Consider the following 472-nt stretch of genomic DNA (forward strand, 5'->3'; position numbering starts at 1 on the left):
TTCGTTGCTACACGACGCACCTGCGTCTGATGACCACCGTGCGCAACATCTGATCTGAGCGCGCTCGTGCCCTGCCGGACGACCTCCGCCGTATCTTCACCTGTTGGTGGCGGTACGGCGTACGCATCGGCACAGAGGGTTCCGCCGGCGGCGGGCCACATGCGCTCGGCATTTCCTGAATCGCCTGCAAACGACATCACCATGGAAGCGACATCGCTGCTGAGCGAGATTCGATCTCTCAATATCGCGTATCTGCGCCTTGCTCGCAGGCTGCTAGCCACCGATCAAGCCCTGGCGACAACTGCGCTGGGTATCTCTCAATCGATGGGCGAGGCATTGCTGACCCTCGACGAAGAGGCATGCGTGCGCATGGCACAGACCAATCTGTTTTTGTGCCGCATCCACTTTGATGATCGGGTGCTCGCTGCGCTGTTGGCTGGACCTCGCCTGGAGCTGTTGGAAAGCCCTGCCT

The 472-nt window shown here is 60.6% G+C and carries 1 protein-coding gene; it reads left to right on the forward strand.

What is annotated here, in order from left to right; genetic code table 11:
- Positions 1–159 precede the first annotated feature (159 nt).
- Positions 160–472: flagellar transcriptional regulator FlhD (locus tag HV824_RS36130; RefSeq protein ID WP_217918048.1), on the forward strand; the 313-nt coding region annotated here is incomplete at its 3' end.

Origin of the sequence: Myxococcus sp. AM009 (assembly GCF_013372605.1) — a bacterium.
Taxonomy (GTDB): Bacteria; Myxococcota; Myxococcia; order Myxococcales; family Myxococcaceae; genus Myxococcus; species Myxococcus vastator.